This window comes from Corynebacterium sp. (assembly GCF_052107835.1).
Lineage (GTDB): Bacteria > Actinomycetota > Actinomycetes > Mycobacteriales > Mycobacteriaceae > Corynebacterium.
This window is the reverse complement of record NZ_JBQEDF010000006.1, coordinates 1-15,926: the sequence shown is the minus strand read 5'-3', so window position 1 is coordinate 15,926 and position 15,926 is coordinate 1. Positions and strand designations below refer to the sequence as shown.

Here is a 15,926-nt window from a genome sequence, read left to right as displayed (position 1 = left end):
CCCCCGGACTACCGCACCGACCGGGGACGGAACACCGGGCTGATCTTCTTCGCCGCCGCCTTCCGCGCGACGCCGGCGTTCTTTCCGGCGAGCAGGCGGAGCTGGCGCAACCGCTCCCTGGCGAAGGTTCCGCGCGGTCCCCGTGTCCAGGTCTCGTCCACCAGCTTCTTCGCGTAGGCCACGGCGTCCGGCGACCGGCCGGCCATGGTCCCCACCAGTTCATCGGCGGCGGCCAGCGGATCGTCCGACACCTCGCTCGCCACGCCGTACTCCACCGCGCGGGAGCCGTCGAAGGTCTCGCCGGTCATGGTCAGCTTCTTCAGGACGTCCGCCGGGAGCTGCTGCGTGAGTGTCTGCATCCCCGACATGTCCGGGACCAGCCCCCACTTCGCCTCCAGGATGCTCCACTCGGCGTCGGACGTGGTGATCCGCCAGTCGGCGGCCATCGCCAACTGAAGTCCGCCGCCGTAGCAGTGCCCGTGGACGGCGGCGATCACCGGGACAGGCAGCCGCCGGAATGCCCAGCAGGCCTCCTGGAAGGCGTTCGTCCCGCGCCACGGCCTCGGCAGGAATGTGGCGCCGAGTGCCGCCGGGCTCTTCATGGCCGAGGCGAAGTCCAGCCCGGCGCTGAAGGAGCGTCCCTCCCCGGCGATGACCACGGCGCGGACGCTGCGGTCGCGTCTGATGCGTCCGGCGATGGCGACCAGCTCGGAGAGGGTGCCGAGGGTCAGCGAGTTCAACTTCTCCGGACGGTTCAGCCGGACGTGGGCGACACGGGTGGCAGCGCCGGCACCGGTGCCGTTGCCGGTGTCGATGTCGGTGAACGTGAGCGTGGGCAGGCCGGCGGTCGGAGTCATGCGGTTCAGGCTAATCGATCGGTCAGCGGTTCTCGTCGATGATCCTGAAGTTGGGGTCGAGCTTCTCCAGCGACCAGGGGATGGAGCGGACGGTCGGGGTGCTCAATGCCATGGAATCGGCCTGGTCCCCGATGACGAACGCGGAACCGTTCCTCACGGACGTCAGGTCGTCCCAGCCGGACAGTGTGTCCGGCTCCACGCCGTACGGCCACATGGCCAGGAAGTCGGTGTCGAGCAGATGGACGTTCTCCTCGGAGATGAAAGCGCGGCTGCCGTCGTCGCTGGCCTCCTTGACCTCGTCGGGGACCACCATGCCGAGGTCGGTGAGGAAGCGGTTGGCCGGGTCGTTGTCGGCGGTGACCACGGCTGTCCCCTGGGCGCTGATCTGGCCGAAGACCGCGGTCGCACCCTCCAGCCCGGGGTAGGTCGCCGTCGTGTCCGCGACCCGGTCCTCCACGTCCTGGATCAGCGAGGACGCCTCGTCGTCCTCGCCGAGGAGCTCGCCGGCCAGTGAGGTCGCCTCACGCCAGTCGTCCGACTGGGTGTTGTCGCCGACCACACCGACGGTGGGCGCGATCGCCGACAGCTTCTCGTAGGCTTCCTCGTCGGGCAGCCATCCGGCGAAGATCACGTCCGGGTCCAGGGCCGCGAACTGCTCGGAGAGGTCGTCGGCGAGGGTGGCGGACGCGCCGTCGTAGGTGACGGTCTCGTCCGCCTCCGCGTCGTCGTTGTCCCCGTTCCACGGCGCGCCGTCCTCCATCAGCGACGGACGCGCCTCCAGGGAGACCGGGGACCCGAGGGCGGCGAATGCGTCGGTGAAGGCGGTGGAGACGGACACCACCGTCCCCGGGTTCGTCGGGACGTCTGTCTCCCCCATGGCGTGGGAGACAGTGACGGAGTCGGGGAGGTCCGGATCCCCGGCTCCGCCGGAATCCCCTGACCCATCACCGCAGGCGACAAGGAAGCTGCCCCCGAGGACCAGTGCCGCCACGGCGGACAAAAGATGATGCACACTCATTTTTCTCATGAAAGGGCAGCCTAGACTAATCACCGGAGAAGTGGAAGGGCAATGCCCAGGCCGGCGTCCGGCGTAGCGTGGATGCATGAAGCTCTCAATCGTTGACCTGGGGACCGTGGCCCCCGACACCACGGAATCGGGGGCACTCACCGATGCCCTGGACGCGGCCGTCGACGCGGAGGCCTTCGGCTACCACCGCATCTGGTTCGCCGAGCACCACCAGAGCCGTTCCGGGGCGTCCCACCACCCGGAACTGCTCATTGCCGCGGCGACCCAGCGCACCTCCCGCATCCGGCTGGGGTCCGGCGCGGTGCTGATGAACCACTACAGCCCCTACAAGGTCGCCGAGATGTACCAGCAGCTCGAGGCCATGGCGCCCGGGCGCATCGACCTGGGGATGGGCAGGGCGACCGGCGGTCCCGTGGTGGACCTGGCGATGCAGCTCGACCGGCAGAACCCGGTGCGGCTCGACCACTCCCAGCAGGTGCTGGAGACCCTGGCCTGGCTGTACGGCGCATTCCCGGACGAGCACCCGTTCAAGGACAATCCCCTGATGCCCAGTGTGGACTCGCGTCCGGAGGCCTGGCTGCTGGGGTCCAGCCCGCACAGTGGGCTGCTCGCCGCGCAGCTCGGCATCGGCTACACCTTCGGCGGGTTCATCAACCCCACGAGCGCCGCTGAGGCGCTGACCTCCTACCGGCAGGGGTTCCAGCCCGCCGGCTTCGGGTGGGACGCCCCGGCAGCGATCCTCGCGGTGAACGTCGCCGTGGGGGAGACGGACGAGGAGGGACGGCGCATCGCGGCGTCGCCCAAGGGCTACTACTCGCGGCTGGGACGCGCCGGACGCGCCGCCGGTTCGGTGATGGTGCCCACGCCGGACGAGGCACTGGGGGAGATGTCGGGGGACGAGCGGGACGAGCCGGTGGGGATCGTGGACGGACGGTGGCCGAGGTTCGTCGCCGGGAGTCCGTCCACGGTGCGGCTCACGCTGGAGAGGATGGCCACGGAGGCGGGGTTGACCGGTGACGGCGAGATCATGGTGCAGGATCTGATCGCGGATCCGGTGGACCGGCGCCGGTCCCGGGAACTGCTGGCGGAGGAGTTCGGGCTGCACGGTTGAGCGCGGCAGCCCGTTGTAGTGGATATTCCATAAAAGTCGGCCCAAGTGATGTTTCGTCCGCCGAAGTTGTCTATTCTTGGTAATTGTGACCGTGGACAACCGCCGCCTCCCACTGTACGAGGCCGGGGAGCTGACCTTCCCCGTCCTCGCGTTCGGGCGTGACGAGGTGCTGGAGCGGGACACCGCCTGGGGCGAGCACTCCCATCCCACCCACGAACTGCTGTGGAACGAGGTCGGCTCGGGGATGGCACGGGTGGGGCAGCGCATCTGGACCGTCGCGGGAGGGGTCGGTCTGTGGATCCCGGCGGGGACGCGCCACTCCGGGTACGCGCCCGCCGGGTCGCGGCAACGTGCGGTCCATTTCTCGCTGGACGCCCCGGCGCTGGGGGAGGAACCCGTCGCGGTGGAGTTCACACCTCTGCTGGGGCACCTGGTTGACCGGCTGATCTCGGCGGACCTGCCGGAGGAGTCCTACCTGCTGACGGAGCGGATGATCTTCGACGTCATGGGTCCCTCGGTCCGCGAACTCGTTCTGGACGTGCCGGAGTCGGAGCTGCTGAGGCCGATCGTGGACAAGGTCCGCTCCGATCCCGCCGACCAGACCACGCTGACGCAGTGGGCGTGCCGCCTTGGAGTGAGCACCAAGACCGTGACCAGGACATTCGAGGGCGAAACGGGCCTGGGCTTCAGCAAGTGGGTGGCGACGGCGAAGGTGAAGCACGCGGTGGCGCTGCTGGGGTTCGACCTGGAGATCTCGGATGTCGCCGAACAGGTCGGCTACCGCTCGGTCAGTGCGTTCATCACGGCATTCCGGAGGGTTACCGGGATGACGCCGGGACAGTTCCGGGGACAGGGGACCCGGATGTCCGAAATGCACAATTGAGTGTCTTAACTGCGCTATTGCGGGTAGGTATGGGTTAGGGCTATTTTTGACAGGCATGCCTAAACGCTGAGAATGCTCTCCCCTGTCGAAAGGTAAGACCCCATGGCCCGCTCTGTGCGTCCCCGGACGCTGCTTCTCTCCCTGGTGGCGGTGTTCGGCCTCGTCCTGACATCCTGCTCCTCCGACGACGGAGGCGACGGAGGTGACGACGGAGCGTCCTCGGGTGGTCCCATCACCATCGAGCACGCCTTCGGCGAGACCGAGATCCCGGAGACGCCCGAACGCGTCGCCACCGTCCAGTTCGAGAACCAGGAGGTCCCGCTGGCACTCGGAGTGGTGCCGGTCGGTATGGCGGAAGCGAACTTCGGCGGATCCCCGATCCTGCCGTGGGTCCAGGAGAAGCTCGATGAACTCGGCGCCACCGGCGACGACGAGCCCGTCCTGTTCGACGAGACCGACGGCATCGACTTCGAGGCCGTCTCCGACACCGCCCCGGACGTGATCCTCGCCGGCTACTCCGACCTCTCCAAGGAGGACTACGACCAGCTCACCCAGATCGCCCCCACCGTCCCCTACCCGGAGGACCAGGTGGGCTGGGGCACGACCTGGCGCGAGAACATCGAGATCGAGTCCAAGGCCCTCGGCAAGGAGGACGAGGGCAATGAGCTCATCACCAACCTCGAGGACCAGATCGCCACGGCGGCGGACGACAACCCCGAGATCAAGGGCAAGAAGACGATGTTCCTGACCCACGTCGATCCGTCCGACCTCGCCGAGGTCAGCTTCTACACCACCCACGACGCCCGCCCGAAGTTCTTCGAGGACCTCGGCATGGAGGCACCGGACTCCATCACGGAGTTCTCCGAGGAGAACCCGGACTTCAGCGGCACCATCAGTGCAGAGCAGGCGGACGTCTTCGAGGACGTCGACATCATCGTCACCTACGGTGACCAGGAGATGCTCGACACCATGAAGGACCACCCGCTGCTCGGCCAGATCCCGGCGATCGCCAACGACGCCGTCGTCCTGCTGGAGGACGACGAACTCGGCACCGCCGCGATGCCCACCCCGCTGGGCGTCCCCTACATCCTCGACGACTACGTCGCGGAGCTCTCCGACGCTGCCCAGAAGGCCGAGAACGAGTAATCTGACGCCCCGATGAACGACACCACCACCGCGGAAACGACCGCGGAGCGGCTGCGGCGTTCCACCACGCTGCGCACCATCTGGCTGATCGTGGCCGTGGCGGTGCTGCTGGTGGTGATGGCGTTGTCCACCGCGATCGGCTCACGCAATGTGGGGCTGGGCGACATCCTGGCCGCCTACGGGGGCTCCGCGGAGGGCTTCGACCAGGCGTCCGTGGCCACCCGCATCCCCCGCACCGTCCTGGCGGTCGTCGCCGGGGCGGCGCTGGGTGTGACCGGCGCCGTGATGCAGGGCGTGACCCGCAACCCCCTGGCCGATCCCGGTATCCTCGGGGTCAACACCGGTGCGGCCCTCGCCGTGGTCCTGGGCATGGCCTACCTGGGGCTGTCCTCGGCCAGCGAGTACATCTGGTTGGCGATGGTCGGCGCGGCCGTGACCGCCGTCTTCGTCTACGTCATCGGCTCACTGGGGCACGGGGGCGCCACGCCGCTGAAGCTCGCTCTGGCGGGTTCGGCGACGGCCGCGGCCCTGACCTCCTTCATCAGCGCCATCACCCTCACCCGCGCCGACCTCGTCGACATCGCCCGCGACTGGCAGATCGGCGGGGTCGGCGGCGGGACGTGGGACTCCATCCGGCTCGTCGCACCGTTCCTCGTCGTGGGGTTCCTGATCTGCATGCTCTCCGCGCGCGGCCTGAACTCCCTGGCCCTCGGTGATGAACTCGCCGCCGGACTGGGGCAGAACGTGGCGCTGACCAGGGTGGCCGCGGCACTCGGCGCCGTCATCCTCTGTGGTGCGGTCACCGCGGTCACCGGCCCCATCGGCTTCATCGGCCTGGTCGTCCCGCACGCCTGCCGCCTGCTGATCGGGGTGGACCACCGCTGGCTCATCCCGTTCTCCGCGGTCTCCGGGGCAGCCCTGCTCGTCGCCGCCGACATCCTGGGGCGGATCGTCGCCCGGCCGTCCGAACTGGAGGTCGGGATCCTCACCGCACTCATCGGTGCGCCCGTGTTCATCGCCATCGTCCGACGTCAGAAGGTGCGTGCACTGTGAGCCTCCCGACCTCCACGACCACTCCCGGGGCAACGGCCGGCACGGTCGCCGCCGTCGCGGCCGAGCGCCGTGGGCGCCACCGACGCTGGTGGACGGTCATCGGTGTCCTCACCGTCCTCGTCACCGCCTCCTACCTGCTGTCCCTGTGCTTCGGGCACACGTTCTACCAGCTGGGCGACGTGTGGCGTGTAATTGTGGGTGATCAGGTGCCCGGGGCGTCCTACACCGTCGGCAACCTCCGCCTGCCGCGGGCGTCGCTGGCGCTGGCGTGCGGCCTGGCCTTCGGCCTGGGTGGTGTGGTCTTCCAGACGATGCTGCGCAACCCGCTGGCCAGCCCGGACATCATCGGCATCAGCTCCGCTGCCTCGGCGGCGGCCGTGTTCTCCATCCTGACCCTGTCGCTGAGCAGTGCCGCGACCTCCGCCTTCGCGATCGCCGCCGCGCTGGCGGTCGCCGTCCTGGTGTTCGCCCTGGCGTGGAAGGGCGGGGTCGCCGGAACACGGCTGATCCTGGTGGGGATCGGGGTGTCGGCGATCCTGACCAGCCTCACGAACTGGCAGCTGTCCACGGCCCAGACCTGGGACACGCAGGAGGCGATGCGGTGGCTGACCGGCAGCCTGAACAACGCCTCCTGGGGCGACGTCCGCCTGGTGCTCGTCGCCGTCGTCGTGCTGACTCCGGTGCTGCTGGCACAGTGGCGCAACCTGGCGATCACCCAGCTCGGCGACGACACCGCCGAAGCACTCGGCGTGCGGGTCTCGAGGACCCGGCTGATCCTGGTCGTCGCCGCCGTCGGGCTCATCGCCTTCGCCACCGCGGCAGCAGGACCGATCGCCTTCGTGGCCTTCCTGTCGGGTCCGATCGCCGCCCGGCTGGTGGGGCAGGGGACGAACCTGCTGGTCCCGGCCGCGCTGGTCGGCGCCCTGCTCGTCCTCGTCGCCGACTTCGCCGGGCAGTGGCTGTTCGACGCCCGCTACCCGGTCGGTGTGGTCACCGGCGTGCTCGGCGCCCCCTACCTGATCTACCTCATCATCCGCACGAACCGCGCAGGAGGCTCTCTGTGACAACCGACCACGCCCTCAACGCCTCTGGCCTGTCGCTGGGCTACGGCGACCATGACGTGATCACGGGGATCGACCTCTCCGTGCTCCCCGGGAAGGTCACCGGCATCATCGGTGCGAACGCTTGCGGAAAATCCACGCTGCTGAAGTCGATGTCGCGGCTGCTCAAGCCCACGGCGGGCAGTGTGCTGCTGGACGGGAAGGACGTCCATTCGATGCCGGCGAAGGAGCTGGCGCGCACGCTCGGCCTGCTGCCGCAGTCGCCGATCGCGCCGGAGGGCATCACCGTCGCGGACCTGGTGGGACGTGGTCGGCACCCGCACCAGGGGATCATGTCCCGCTGGTCGTCGGCGGATGACGAGGCGGTGGCCTTCGCCCTGGACACCACCGGGACGGCTGAACTGGCGGACCGGTCGGTGGACGAGTTGTCCGGTGGCCAGCGCCAGCGCGTGTGGATCGCCATGGCACTGGCGCAGCAGACCGACCTGATGCTGCTGGACGAGCCGACGACGTTCCTGGACGTCTCCCACCAGGTCGAGGTCCTGGACCTGCTCACGGACCTGAACGCGTCCTCCGGGATCACCATCGCCATGGTGCTGCACGACCTGAACCTGGCGGCGCGCTACTGCGACCAGATCGTGATGATCGCCGACGGTGGTGTCGAAGCCCAGGGCGTGCCCTCGGAGATCTTCACCGAGGAACGGGTGGAGAAGGTGTTCGGACTGCGCTCGCGGATCATCGACGACCCGGTGTCCGGCACACCGCTGGTACTGCCGATCGGACGTCACCGGGTGCTGTAGGAACCGCCGTACTCCTGGGGAGGTTGGTCGGCTGTCCGCCGGATTATCACACCGCCGCCGATTTTTCCGAAGCCCATAAAACACCCTGAACTGCATGTCTCACTATGTGGAAATCGCAGCCGGTGTGAATATCCTCTGCAGCCTAGACTCGGTCGCATGACCCACGACCTGACGCAGCCGATCGTCACTGGGATGCCAGTGTCCGGCACACCTCTGGTACTGCCGATCGGACGTCACCGGGTGCTGTAGCCTCGGGCCCATGGAGATCCGGCCACTGACCGTCGATGACGCGCAGGGCGTCCTGCCCCTGCTCGACCAGCTCGGCTACCCGGCGGGGCAGGAAGGCATCCGGTCACGCATCGGTCGGTTCCTGCAGGCACCCGAGATCTGCTGCTGGGTTGCCGACGGTGGGGGTGAGGACGGTGATCGTCTGATCGGTCAGCTCGCCGGGCAGCTCAGCTGGCACATCGAGCTGGAGAAGCCCGTGGCGCGACTGTCGGCGATCGTTGTCGACGAGGAGGCACGGGGACAGGGGGTCGGGCAGCGACTCATCGGGGTCTTCGAGCGCTGGGCCCGGGTGCGGGGGGCGGGGAAGATGGTCCTGACCTCAAGCACCCACCGGGAGGAGACCCACGTGTTCTACCTGCACCTCGGCTGGGAGGCGACGGGACTCCGCTTCGTGAAGGACCTCGGTCCGGAGGCCTAGACCCACCGCCATGAACCACGACCTCACGCACCCGATCGCCACGGGTATGCCGGTGTTCCCCGGGGACCCGGAGGTGCAGGTCGAGGATGCGCTGACGATTGCCTCCGACGGCTGCGCGGTGCGTGATCTGCACCTCGGGACACATTCGGGGACACACGTGGACGCACCTTCCCACACCATCCCCGGCGGTCGGACGATTGATCGGGTGCTGCCGGGGGAGCTCACCGGCGATGCCGTCATTCTGCACCTCCCCGAGCTGCAGTCCGGGGAAGAGATCACGCCCGGGCACCTCGGTGACGTGGATCTGCAGGGGGCCCGGATCGTCCTGATCGCCACCGGCTGGGACCGGTACTGGGGGACAGGACGCTACCCCGGCCATCCCGTGCTGGGCGCGGAAGCGTGCGAGGTTCTGGTCGACGCCGGAATGCATGTGCTCGGCATGGATACGATCAGTCCCGATCCCGTCGACGCCGATGTCCTGCCGGTGCATGACCTGCTCCTCGGTGGTGACCGCCTGATCATCGAGAATCTGCGGGGACTCACGGAGCTGCCGGGCAGGGTGGAGTTCACCGCCCTGCCACTGCCGGTGGCGGGCGGCGACGGCTCGCCGGTCAGGGCGGTTGCCAGTACGCCTCCCACCTGGACGATCGGCGAGTACGCGTTCCCGGGGCAACTGCGCGACGAATTGGTGGGGGCGATCCTCGACGGACGGAAGACCACGACGTCGTCCCTGCTTCTGGAGTACAGGCAGGATGGCGACACACTGCCGCAGGCGGGTGACAAGGAGGTGGTGGTCGATTCCGGCGGGGCACCGGTCTGCGTGATCGTGAAGACGGATGTGGCAGTGTGCCGCTTGGACGAGGTCACAGGGAAGCATGCCCGCGGTGAGGGTGAGGGTTTCCGGGATGCTGTCGAGTGGAGGAGCGGGCACGAGGAGTTCTGGACGTCCCGGGAGTTCCGCGCCGAGTACCCGGGCCTGACCATTGGCGACGACACTCAGGTGGTGTGCGTGCGGTTCGAGATGGTGTCCCGGCTGGCAGACTGGCAGTCATGACCGATACCAGCCACACCGAAACCGTAGAGACACCAGCAGGTCGCGTCCGGGGGATCTGGCGGGGAGACTCCGCAGCTTTCCTGGGGATACCCTTCGCCGAGCCCCCGACAGGGGAGCGCCGCTTCGCTCCTCCGGTGCGTCGTGGTGACTGGGACGGCGTCCTGGACGCCACGGCACCGGGCTCCACGCCGCAGCGCCGTCCCTTCTCGGAGACCCCGACCATCCCCGAGCCCACCATCCCCGGTGATGACACGCTCAACGTCAATGTGTTCACCCCTGTACCCGGGGACAGGGATGCGAAACTGCCCGTGTTCGTGTGGATCCACGGCGGGGCGTATTTGTCAGGCACGCCGTCCAGCCCCTGGTACGACGGCCGGGCGTTCAACCGGGACGGTGTCGTCACCGTCGCCGTCTCCTACCGGCTGGGATTCGACGGCTTCGGGTGGACAGGGCAGCACGGCAGCGGCGGTGACAGTGGTCTGAACCGTGGTTTCCTCGACCAGGTCACCGCATTGGAGTGGGTACAGGACAACATTGCCTCCTTCGGCGGTGACCCGGACCGGGTGACGATCGGCGGGCAGAGTGCCGGAGGAACCTCCGTCCTGCAGCTGCTCGCATCCCCGCGGGCACAGGGCCTGTTCCACGGAGTAATCGCCCAGTCGGCGGCGATCAACGACATCGACGCTGACGAAGTGGCCAGGGCGTCCCGCATGCTCGCCGACTCGCTCGGAATCCCGCCGACGCTGGACGGGTGGCGCTCGCTCACCGAGGACCAGATCCTCGATGTCGAGCGTGTGGGCAAGGCCTACGGAGGGGTGAGCCTGTTCGACCCGCCAAAGCCGATCGATCTGGCGGCGGCGGTGCAGGGAATGCGGGCAGGGATGCCGGTCCCGCTGTCGCTGGAGTGGGCGCCGGCAATCGACGGTGAGGTTCTCACGGCTCCGGTGAGTGAGGGCCTGGCGTCCGGACAGGGCGCGGAGGTACCACTACTGATCGGGAGGGCACGCAATGAGTTCCCCGTCCCGTCGCCGCGTCCCCGTGCCGATGTGGTGTCTGATCTGCGGGACGCTGGGCTTTCGGACGCTGCGCTTGAGAGGTTCGGTGCCGAGATCGATCTGATTGGCGACCAATTCGCCCAGGGGCAGGCCGTCACCGAGATGATGTTCGCCGCCGGTGCGCTGCGGACGGCGGACGCCCACCGGCGTGCGGGAGGTAGTGCCGGGACATGGCTCTACGACTTCAACGGCCGGATCGAGCGCGGCAACCTCAGCCCGCACTGCTCCGACGTCCCGTACTCCTTCGACCTGTTGGACGCACCGGGTGTGGGGCAGGTCCTCGGATCGTCCCCGTCACAGGAGCTCGCCGATGCGATGCACGGAGACTGGGTCCGGTTCATTACCGACGGCGGACTCGACTGGCCGACGGTGGAGGACGCCGGGCTGCAGCAGGCCCGCGTCTACGATGCGGACGGCAGCCACCTCGACCCGGCGTCCTACGTGGTGACGGCGGGGGTCGCCGGGATGGAGTAGCTACGGCTCGACGACGGGGTCGGTGACCGCCAGCCCCATGTGTTCGGCTGCCGACGCCATGTTCCTGTCGTGGGTCGCCACCGTGATCGGCTCTCCGATGAGCTTGGCCGTGGCCAGATGAAGTGCGTCCAGCGACGTTGTGTGCTGTTCAATCGACTCGGCGACAACGTGCGTTTCCGGGGTGATGTCGATCAGGCCAATCCGAGCGAACAGTGGTTCAGCTTTGCGAAGATCGATGCCCTCCCTCCTGAGAATCCGAATGAGTTCGGTGTGGAAGAGACGGGATGCGACGAAACGTCTGTCGGGCTCTCTTAGCCACAATTGGAGTCGGCGCCGCTCTGGTGTGCCGAGCACGGTGCGCAAGGCGACCGAAGAATCAAGGTAGATGAGGGGCACGGGTCAGTGGTCGCCCTTCATGTCCTCGATGAGGGCATCGATTTCCTCACTGGTGTAGGTGGGACCACCCGTGTCCTCCGGCCATGGCGGGGGATTGCCGGAAGGTGGAGTGTACAGCCCCTGGCGTTCCAGGCGCTCTAACGTGGTTTCCTGTGCCCGGTACCGGGTGACCCGCCACCGGGGTTTGCCGTGCTCGGTGATGATGACGTCATCGTCGTCGGTGACCTGGTTAAGTGTGGCTGCGGTGTGCTGGTTGAGTTCGCGCTTGCTGACGGTACTCATGGCTCAAATGTTCTACATTTGTCTGACTTTAGGCCCGCCCGTGTGAACGTAGGATCCCGACTGCCGCGACAGTCGCGCGTCCCCTCCACTCCAGGGCAGCCGCCTCGGAGTAGCTCTCGAAGTCCACTGCCCACCCACCGTCCGGGAGCTGCCCCTGCTCCAGCCGATCCAGGTCGTCTGCCACAGCATCTGGGTCAAGGAGGTTCCGGACGGGGCGGTCGGGTTCGGGCGCGTAGTCGAGGAGGTACAGCGTTTCTCCGTCGGCGCCGCCAGTGACCGGAGCTGCTCCGTCTGCGGGGACGAACTGACCTACGTGTCTGAGCAGCTCGTGCGCTTCGGGGTGGGTGTCTGAGGCGGCGTCGAGCATCTGGAGGGAAAAAGAGAGTACGTATGCGAACGGGGCCTCGTCCAGTGACCGGATTGCGTCGAAACAGTAGCGCGTCGCCGTTTGCAGCCAGGGGTGGGTTCGGACGGCTGCGTCGAACCGGGCGACTCGGTGTGCCTGAGCGGTGATAGCGGCGGTGATCTGCAGCGAGAATTCCGACGGGGTGTCGTCGGCAACCCAGAATGGCGCGCAGCCGGTAGGATCGCTCACCGGCAGAGAGAAGGGGAGCCCGCCGTCCGGGAGACTTACCCTCTCCAGCCAGTCCATTAGTCCGCCAGTATGTGGTGAGGTCAACGGCCCCGCGGTGACCAGAGCCTCGAAGGCGTGAAGCGCTCCGGCGGGTTGGCTCTCCTGGGCGCGGAGGTCGGGTTCCAACCCCCAGCCGTACCCGCCGTCGGAGTTCCGGTGGGCGTCGAGCCCCGTGATGATGGCCTTACGTGCCGCGTCGCTGTCAGTGGTGATGACCTCGAAGCGTCGTCGGTCGAGGACGCGGGCCTGGGACGCCATGAATGTGGCTGCTCTGTGGCGATCAATACTCATGCTGATCAGCATTCCAGGCGGGGCCGGTTGGGTCTTGAAGAAATCGGTCAGGATGCCTGTTCCGGTGCCCCTCCCGCGAGTTCGGACGGCGGTTGCCCGGCGAAACGGCGGCATTCGCGGGTGAGGTGAGCGTGGTCCGAGTACCCCGCAGACATGGCCGCCTCGCTGATCGGTGTGCCCGTACGCAGCAGGGTGAGCGCCTGGTTGAAGCGGTGGATCTGCGTGAGCATGTTCGGGCCGTAGCCAAAAAGGTCGTCGCTGACCCTACGCAGAGTGCGTTCTGAGATGTTGTGGTGGACAGTTGTCTCCCGGACCGTCAGCCGGTTCCGGGCGGCACGGTCAAGGGACGACGCCAGGCGCAGCGTCGTAAGGTCGGGATCCGCTGCGGTCCACAGTGTGGCGAAGACCTGTTCAAGGGCAGTGGGGATGGCGCTATTATCCGAGGCGATGTGTTCGATGTCGCTGGTGGACGCGCCGGGCACGGTGACGATATCCGACAACTCGACCCGCTGGTCGGTTAGCTCCCGTACGGGCAGGCCGAGCAGCGTATGTGCCACGCCGGGCGCGAGTTGGATTCCCCAGGTCGGTTCACCGGGGCGGGTGTCGGCGATCATTGTCCGGGTGTCGGCACCGGCGACAACGAGGCGTTCCCGGAACCACATCAGGTCCATTACCCCGTCCGGGGTGATGCGTCGTTGCGCGGTCGGTGACTCTGCGCGCCACAGTGTGGCGCCGGTGAGTGTGCCGCGTTGTCTCGTGTAGCCGGCCACTGCCATTGCCACCTCCCTGTGCCGTGGTCAGGCAATCATCCCACAGCGTCGTTGATGAGGTCCTTCATCGCGGCGACCGTCAGCTCCCGCCAGTGACCGCGTGGCGGGTTCGATGGGATGTCCTCCCCGCGCAGGTGCCCGAGCCCGACGTGGAGGATAGGTGCATGCTCCGGGAACCTCTCCAGCGCATATTCGCCCGCGGCATCCTTACTGATGACCTTCCCAGTGGTCAGAGTGGCGTGCATCCGGGCCGGTCCCAACAGAGACCACTCAACGCGTCCGGCGAGTAACGGGAGACGACCGTGGGTGACCTTCTCTGCCAATGGAGTCCAGTAGTCGTGCAGGTTCTGCCTCGTCCACGGCTGCAGTTTCTCCGGTTCCTGGTCGATGCCCCAGTCCGCAACCGCCTTTCCGCGGACCACGATCCCGTCGGCGGCCAGCTGGTTCCACATGGCGGGGTTCACGTCGAAGGCGTCGTTCGCATTGAAGATCTCGCCGACATGCGATCCCGCGGGACGAATCTGCGTCACCGGGAGTGTTCGCTCACTGCCCCAGATGTAGGCCGTATTGCATGTTGCGGATACCCCTTTGCCGCGGACGATGCGTCCGAAAAGGCGTGACAGCTGCGACAGGTGCAGCAGACGGAGTCGAGGGAGGAGACCGCGGCGTCCTCGCCAAGAATCGTCGAGGACGGCGACCAGGTCGATGTCGCTCGCGCCAGGGCGGTACGCGCCGAGTGCAGTGGAACCGACAACGGCGAGATCGGTGACGGCGCCTGGCAGTAGCCGGTCGGCTGACGCCAGGTAGGACGACACAGCGTGTTCGACCTCCGTGGGCAGCGTGTTCATAGGCGCAGGCTACATTAATCGCCAGGAGGCGACTAGAAACGTCGCCCCACGAAGATTAACGTCATCATCATGAATGTAACCGCTCGTGCGGTCCGTGAATCCGGGTGGTGGACAGTCACCGTGGACGAGGTGCCGGGGCTGTTCACTCAGACCCGGCGCCTCGATCAGATCCCGGCGATGGTCCGGGACGCCCTGGCACTCTTCCCCGAGATCACCACAAATCCGGCGGAGGCCACCGTGGATGTCGTCCCGGAAGGGGAGACGGCGCAGAGAGCCAGCGCGGCGGCCGACCTACGGGACGAGGCGCGCAAAATGCAGGCCGAAGCTACGGCGACACTGCAGTCCGCAGTCAGCGAGTTGTCTCAGCGCGGCCTGACCTACCGCGACATCGGAACCCTGCTTGGTGTCAGTTACCAGCAGGCCCAGAAGCTTGCGGCGGCTGCGGGAGGTGTCAGGCAGGCAACTCCGCAGCATTGAGGGCCTCACGGAGTTCATCATCGGTCGCGGCGTGGCCCGGGCCCATGTTCAGCAGGGACGTGGGCTGGAAGCCGGGTGAGATGTAGGGCTTACCGTAAGCGGGCTGACCGTTGTCGAAGCGGCGTCCCTCGGACAGTTCTCCGGCATCGAAGGAGTTGTAGCCGATGTCGTCGAGGAAGGTGATGACCTCGGCCTTGGCCTCCGCATCATCGCCAGCGATGACCAACGACGTCCGCTCCGGGTCGCCGGCGGGGCGGTTCAGTTCGCCGAGGTGCGCGAAGTTGATGTTGTTGAACGCCTTGACCACGTGGGAATCGGGCAGGTGGTCCTGCAGGATCTGGGTGGTGGTGATCGTGCGGGCATCGAGCGAGTCGATGAGCCCGTCCCGCTGCTCGTAGTAGTTGGACGTGTCGATCACGGTCTTGCCCTTGAGCGGCTCGACCGGGATGTCGGCCAGTGCACCGAGCGGGACGCTGACGACCACCAGGTCCCCGTCCTTCGTCGCATCCTCGGCGGTTGCGGCGCGGGCTCCGGGGCCGAGCGCTGCGACCAGCGGCAGCAGCGTCTCGGGTCCGCGCGAGTTGCTGACTACCACGTTGTGTCCGCCCTGCACCGCCAGTCGTGCGACGGTTGCCCCGATGAGTCCTGACCCGATGATTCCGATGGTGCCCATGATGCTCTCCTTGTTGGTCGTGCTGGGCCGGTTGTTCCGGTTGCCGGTGGTGTAACCCGTTCGGGCCCGTGGGGATTCCCTGGAGGTGGAGGGAAGGCGCCGGTGGTGGTAGCAGTAACGGCTGCAGAATGGCCTGTTCTGTGGCGTGAAATCCGGATCCTGGAGTCGTTGCACCGCAGGGGTCTTCAGGGCTTTCTGAGACGGGCCGGGTTGCCTAGTTGAGTTCTCTCAGTCCGTCAGTGACAACCCGATTGAGCGTGCGTAACGCGTCAAGTACCTCTGGTTCGTCCAGGGCTGTTCCGAGGACCTGCTGATGCACCGCGATATC

18 protein-coding genes are annotated in these 15,926 nt (G+C 67.3%); 10 read left to right on the top strand and 8 right to left on the bottom strand.

The genetic code is table 11. From position 1 onward, the window contains the following. Window positions 1-8: 8 nt before the first annotated feature. Window positions 9-857: a crotonase/enoyl-CoA hydratase family protein gene (locus ACTIL2_RS02515; protein WP_442335880.1), complete on the bottom strand. Its 849-nt coding sequence runs from the start codon at window positions 855-857 to the stop codon at window positions 9-11. A gap of 22 nt (window positions 858-879) precedes the next feature. Then, window positions 880-1,884, bottom strand: a complete 1,005-nt coding sequence (locus ACTIL2_RS02510; RefSeq protein ID WP_442335879.1) for an ABC transporter substrate-binding protein — start codon at window positions 1,882-1,884, stop codon at window positions 880-882. A gap of 76 nt (window positions 1,885-1,960) precedes the next feature. Here ACTIL2_RS02510 and ACTIL2_RS02505 point away from each other — a divergent pair, with 76 nt between their 5' ends. The 9 genes from ACTIL2_RS02505 (at window position 1,961) to ACTIL2_RS02465 (ending at window position 11,227) form a co-directional block, all read left to right on the top strand. Continuing rightward, window positions 1,961-2,995, top strand: coding sequence for an MsnO8 family LLM class oxidoreductase (locus ACTIL2_RS02505; RefSeq protein ID WP_442335878.1), 1,035 nt, complete (start codon window positions 1,961-1,963; stop codon window positions 2,993-2,995). 85 nt (window positions 2,996-3,080) lie between these two features. Then, a complete protein-coding gene (locus ACTIL2_RS02500; protein WP_442335877.1) occupies window positions 3,081-3,878 on the top strand; it encodes a helix-turn-helix domain-containing protein in 798 nt (265 codons plus the stop codon). 102 nt (window positions 3,879-3,980) lie between these two features. Then, a complete protein-coding gene (locus ACTIL2_RS02495) occupies window positions 3,981-5,024 on the top strand; it encodes an iron-siderophore ABC transporter substrate-binding protein (RefSeq protein ID WP_442335876.1) in 1,044 nt (347 codons plus the stop codon). 12 nt (window positions 5,025-5,036) lie between these two features. Further along, window positions 5,037-6,077 (top strand): FecCD family ABC transporter permease, encoded by a 1,041-nt coding sequence (locus ACTIL2_RS02490; protein ID WP_442335875.1) that lies wholly within the window; start codon window positions 5,037-5,039, stop codon window positions 6,075-6,077. Further along, window positions 6,074-7,141: a FecCD family ABC transporter permease gene (locus ACTIL2_RS02485; protein WP_442335874.1), complete on the top strand. Its 1,068-nt coding sequence runs from the start codon at window positions 6,074-6,076 to the stop codon at window positions 7,139-7,141. The genes ACTIL2_RS02490 and ACTIL2_RS02485 overlap by 4 nt, the downstream gene beginning before the upstream one ends. Continuing rightward, window positions 7,138-7,938, top strand: a complete 801-nt coding sequence (locus tag ACTIL2_RS02480; protein ID WP_442335873.1) for an ABC transporter ATP-binding protein — start codon at window positions 7,138-7,140, stop codon at window positions 7,936-7,938. Before ACTIL2_RS02485 ends, ACTIL2_RS02480 begins: the two co-directional genes overlap by 4 nt. A 259-nt stretch (window positions 7,939-8,197) precedes the next feature. Beyond that, window positions 8,198-8,644 carry a GNAT family N-acetyltransferase gene (locus ACTIL2_RS02475; protein ID WP_442335872.1) on the top strand — a complete coding sequence of 149 codons (447 nt, stop codon included), beginning with the start codon at window positions 8,198-8,200 and terminating at the stop codon, window positions 8,642-8,644. Between the two features lie 10 nt (window positions 8,645-8,654). Further along, window positions 8,655-9,698: a cyclase family protein gene (locus tag ACTIL2_RS02470; protein WP_442335871.1), complete on the top strand. Its 1,044-nt coding sequence runs from the start codon at window positions 8,655-8,657 to the stop codon at window positions 9,696-9,698. Beyond that, window positions 9,695-11,227 (top strand): carboxylesterase/lipase family protein, encoded by a 1,533-nt coding sequence (locus ACTIL2_RS02465; RefSeq protein WP_442335870.1) that lies wholly within the window; start codon window positions 9,695-9,697, stop codon window positions 11,225-11,227. The genes ACTIL2_RS02470 and ACTIL2_RS02465 overlap by 4 nt, the downstream gene beginning before the upstream one ends. Here the strand turns inward: ACTIL2_RS02465 and ACTIL2_RS02460 are convergent, their stop codons facing one another. The 5 genes from ACTIL2_RS02460 to ACTIL2_RS02440 are packed head-to-tail and all read right to left on the bottom strand — an operon-like array spanning window position 11,228 to window position 14,448. Then, complete coding sequence (locus tag ACTIL2_RS02460) at window positions 11,228-11,623, bottom strand: type II toxin-antitoxin system VapC family toxin (RefSeq protein ID WP_442335869.1); 396 nt, start codon at window positions 11,621-11,623, stop codon at window positions 11,228-11,230. It abuts the gene before it with no gap. A gap of 3 nt (window positions 11,624-11,626) precedes the next feature. After that, complete coding sequence (locus ACTIL2_RS02455; protein WP_442335868.1) at window positions 11,627-11,905, bottom strand: type II toxin-antitoxin system Phd/YefM family antitoxin; 279 nt, start codon at window positions 11,903-11,905, stop codon at window positions 11,627-11,629. A 28-nt stretch (window positions 11,906-11,933) separates the two neighbouring features. Next, on the bottom strand, window positions 11,934-12,830 hold the full coding sequence (locus tag ACTIL2_RS02450; protein WP_442335867.1) for a hypothetical protein: 897 nt from the start codon (window positions 12,828-12,830) through the stop codon (window positions 11,934-11,936). A gap of 47 nt (window positions 12,831-12,877) precedes the next feature. Then, window positions 12,878-13,606 (bottom strand): helix-turn-helix domain-containing protein, encoded by a 729-nt coding sequence (locus ACTIL2_RS02445; RefSeq protein WP_442335866.1) that lies wholly within the window; start codon window positions 13,604-13,606, stop codon window positions 12,878-12,880. Window positions 13,607-13,635: 29 nt separating this feature from the next. Further along, window positions 13,636-14,448: an aminoglycoside adenylyltransferase domain-containing protein gene (locus ACTIL2_RS02440; RefSeq protein ID WP_442335865.1), complete on the bottom strand. Its 813-nt coding sequence runs from the start codon at window positions 14,446-14,448 to the stop codon at window positions 13,636-13,638. 69 nt (window positions 14,449-14,517) lie between these two features. On the opposite strand from ACTIL2_RS02440, the gene ACTIL2_RS02435 reads away from it, so the two are divergent. After that, entirely contained in the window at window positions 14,518-14,925 is a 408-nt protein-coding gene (locus tag ACTIL2_RS02435; protein WP_442335864.1) for a type II toxin-antitoxin system HicB family antitoxin, read from the top strand. Here ACTIL2_RS02435 and ACTIL2_RS02430 read toward each other — a convergent pair. Then, a complete protein-coding gene (locus tag ACTIL2_RS02430; protein WP_442335863.1) occupies window positions 14,900-15,772 on the bottom strand; it encodes an NADPH-dependent F420 reductase in 873 nt (290 codons plus the stop codon). The genes ACTIL2_RS02435 and ACTIL2_RS02430 overlap by 26 nt on opposite strands. Window positions 15,773-15,926 lie beyond the last annotated feature (154 nt).

What these genes read in the sequence shown, in the direction of transcription:
- ACTIL2_RS02515 (WP_442335880.1), bottom strand. Translation starts at nt 857, where the DNA reads ATGACTCCGACCGCCGGCCTGCCCACGCTCACGTTCACCGACATCGAC.
- ACTIL2_RS02510 (WP_442335879.1), bottom strand. Translation starts at nt 1,884, where the DNA reads ATGAGAAAAATGAGTGTGCATCATCTTTTGTCCGCCGTGGCGGCACTG.
- ACTIL2_RS02505 (WP_442335878.1), top strand. Translation starts at nt 1,961, where the DNA reads ATGAAGCTCTCAATCGTTGACCTGGGGACCGTGGCCCCCGACACCACG.
- ACTIL2_RS02495 (WP_442335876.1), top strand. Translation starts at nt 3,981, where the DNA reads ATGGCCCGCTCTGTGCGTCCCCGGACGCTGCTTCTCTCCCTGGTGGCG.
- ACTIL2_RS02490 (WP_442335875.1), top strand. Translation starts at nt 5,037, where the DNA reads ATGAACGACACCACCACCGCGGAAACGACCGCGGAGCGGCTGCGGCGT.
- ACTIL2_RS02475 (WP_442335872.1), top strand. Translation starts at nt 8,198, where the DNA reads ATGGAGATCCGGCCACTGACCGTCGATGACGCGCAGGGCGTCCTGCCC.
- ACTIL2_RS02470 (WP_442335871.1), top strand. Translation starts at nt 8,655, where the DNA reads ATGAACCACGACCTCACGCACCCGATCGCCACGGGTATGCCGGTGTTC.
- ACTIL2_RS02465 (WP_442335870.1), top strand. Translation starts at nt 9,695, where the DNA reads ATGACCGATACCAGCCACACCGAAACCGTAGAGACACCAGCAGGTCGC.
- ACTIL2_RS02455 (WP_442335868.1), bottom strand. Translation starts at nt 11,905, where the DNA reads ATGAGTACCGTCAGCAAGCGCGAACTCAACCAGCACACCGCAGCCACA.
- ACTIL2_RS02450 (WP_442335867.1), bottom strand. Translation starts at nt 12,830, where the DNA reads ATGAGTATTGATCGCCACAGAGCAGCCACATTCATGGCGTCCCAGGCC.
- ACTIL2_RS02445 (WP_442335866.1), bottom strand. Translation starts at nt 13,606, where the DNA reads ATGGCAGTGGCCGGCTACACGAGACAACGCGGCACACTCACCGGCGCC.
- ACTIL2_RS02440 (WP_442335865.1), bottom strand. Translation starts at nt 14,448, where the DNA reads ATGAACACGCTGCCCACGGAGGTCGAACACGCTGTGTCGTCCTACCTG.
- ACTIL2_RS02435 (WP_442335864.1), top strand. Translation starts at nt 14,518, where the DNA reads ATGAATGTAACCGCTCGTGCGGTCCGTGAATCCGGGTGGTGGACAGTC.